Source organism: Halorubrum sp. AJ67 (assembly GCF_000513435.1).
This window is the reverse complement of record NZ_CBVY010000003.1, coordinates 427,838-430,101: the sequence shown is the minus strand read 5'-3', so window position 1 is coordinate 430,101 and position 2,264 is coordinate 427,838. Positions and strand designations below refer to the sequence as shown.

Annotated in this window: 2 protein-coding genes and 1 pseudogene; 2 read left to right on the top strand and 1 reads right to left on the bottom strand. The window is 69.5% G+C overall.

Annotation, left to right across the window (positions count from 1 at the left end; genetic code table 11):
* Positions 1-245 (top strand): annotated as a pseudogene (locus BN903_RS05335) (hypothetical protein); the annotation flags it as partial.
* A 37-nt stretch (positions 246-282) separates the two neighbouring features.
* Here the strand turns inward: BN903_RS05335 and BN903_RS05330 are convergent.
* Positions 283-1,431, bottom strand: a complete 1,149-nt coding sequence (locus BN903_RS05330; protein ID WP_048076704.1) for an acyl-CoA dehydrogenase family protein — start codon at positions 1,429-1,431, stop codon at positions 283-285.
* Between the two features lie 120 nt (positions 1,432-1,551).
* Between BN903_RS05330 and BN903_RS05325 the strand changes: the two genes are divergently transcribed.
* A partial coding sequence (locus BN903_RS05325; RefSeq protein WP_048076784.1) for an RIO1 family regulatory kinase/ATPase occupies positions 1,552-2,264 on the top strand: 713 nt, incomplete at its 3' end.

Here is a 2,264-nt window from a genome sequence, read left to right as displayed (position 1 = left end):
CCTATCCCCCTGTGTGCCTTGCCTCCCACGACTGTCGACCCCGAGCGCGGGCCGGCGACGTGCCCGCGGTCCGCACCGTCGCGTTCCTCACCGGACTTGACGGCGACCCCGCGGACCTCGGTCTGGTGTCCGTCAACGGTGAGGTCCGCTTCGGGTCGGAGCCGTTCCTCCGGGCGGTCCCCGAGGGGTCGCGGCTCGCGGAGAGCCTGCGCGGCGTCGACGACGACCTCGTGGAGTTCTCGTGACGGCCGGTGCGGCGACGCCACCGATCGCGTGGACCGCTCAGAGGCCGAGTTCGCGCCCGATGACGACGTGTTGGATCTCGCTCGTCCCCTCGCCGATCTCCATCAGCTTCGCGTCGCGGTAGAACCGCTGCGGGGCGAAGTCGGTCGTGTAGCCGTAGCCGCCAAGCGTCTGAACCGCCTCCTCAGCCACTTCGCGGGCCGCCTCGCTGGCGTCAAGCTTCGCCAGCGCCGACTCCTTCGTGACCGACTCGCCCGCGTCGTACCGCGTGGCCGCCTTGTGCGTGAGCAGCCGTGCCCGCTCGATCTGCCGGTACATGTGAACGATCTTGTCGCGGATCGCGTCGAACTTCGCGATCGGCCTGCCGAACTGCTCGCGCTCGCCCGCGTACGCCTCGGCGGCCTCGTAGGCCCCCTGCGCGAGCCCAACGGAGAGCGCGGCGATGGAGATCCGACCGCCGTCGAGCGTCTTCATCGTCTGTGTCCACCCCTCGCCCTCCTCGCCGAGCAGGCGGTTCTCCGGGAGCCGCACGTCGTCGAAGGCGATCTCGCATGTCGGCGAGCTGTTGAGTCCCATCTTGTCCCAGACGGTCGTCACCTCGAACCCGTCGTCCTCGTCCGGGTCGACGATGAACGTCGAGATGCCGTCGTACCCCGCCTCGGAGTCGGTGACGGCCTTGACGAGGATCGAGTTCGCGACGTTCGCGTTCGTGATGAACTGCTTGGTGCCGTTCAGCACGTACTCGCCCGCGTCGGCGTCGTACTCGGCGGTGGTGTCCATGTCCGAGGCGTCGGAGCCGCTGCCCGGCTCGGTGAGCGCCCACGCCCCGATCCCCTCGCCCTCGGCGAGCGGGCGGAGCCACTCTTCCTTCTGTTCGTCCGTGCCGAACAGGTCGATCGGCTTCGCGCCAAGCGAGGTGTGCGCGGCGTACGAGAGCCCGATCCCGCCGGAGACGCGCCCGAGCTCCTCCGTGATCAGGGCGTACAGCAGCTGGTCGCCGCCGAGTCCGCCGTACTCCTCCGAGACCGGGACGCCCATCACGTCGAGCTCGGCGAGCGAGTCGAACACCTCCTCGGGGAACCGGTGTTCGTCCTCGATCTCCTGTGCGATGGGGGCGATCTCCGACTCGCAAAAGTCCCGGACGGTGTCGCGCATCATCCGGTGTTCGGCGGGTACCTCGAAGTCCATGCGCAAGAATTGCGACCCGCGGGCATAAACGATGCGAACGACCGTGAAAGATCGTGTCGCGTTCCGTCCGCCGTCGACCGCGAGCCGACGACTTATGAAGCGTCGCCGCGTTCCGCCGGTATGGAGTTCCGGCAGCTCGTCCGCGGTCGCGTCGACTGGCCCGACATCGAGCGGGTCGCGCGCGAGCTGGCGGAGCGGTACGACCGCGACGGGATGCGGATCCGGTTCCTCGACGCCGACAACTGGCTGTCGACCCCGATGGTCGTCGACGACGACCTCTTCGTGAAGGTGATCACCCGACAGAACACGCTCGTCCACGCGCTTTTCACCACCGGGCGGAACCTCGGCGCGTTCTCGGCCGGCACGGAGGGGTTCTTCGAGCGCCACGAGACCCCCTACGAGATGGCGCGGCACGAACTGGAGGCGACCCGGCGGGTCCGCGAGCTGGGAGTCCACGCGCCGGAGCCGGTCGAGGCGTTCGAGGTCGGCGACCTCGGCGTCCTCGTGTTGGAGTACCTCCCCGAGTTCCGTACCCTCGGCGAGTTGGACAGGGAGACCGTCGCTCGGCTCGCGCCCGAACTGTTCGCGACGCTGCGGACGGTCCACGACGCCGGCCTCGCGCACGGCGACCTCCGCGCCGAGAACGTCCTCGTCGCCGACGAGGAACTGTACGTCATCGACGCGACCCGCGTGAGCGAGGACGGTCGGGAGTCGGCGCGGGCGTACGACCTCGCGAGCGCGCTCGCGGCGCTCGAACCGCTGGTCGGCGCGGCTGCGGCCGTTGACGCGAGCCTGCGCAGTTACGACGTCGACGACCTCCTCGCCGCCGAGCG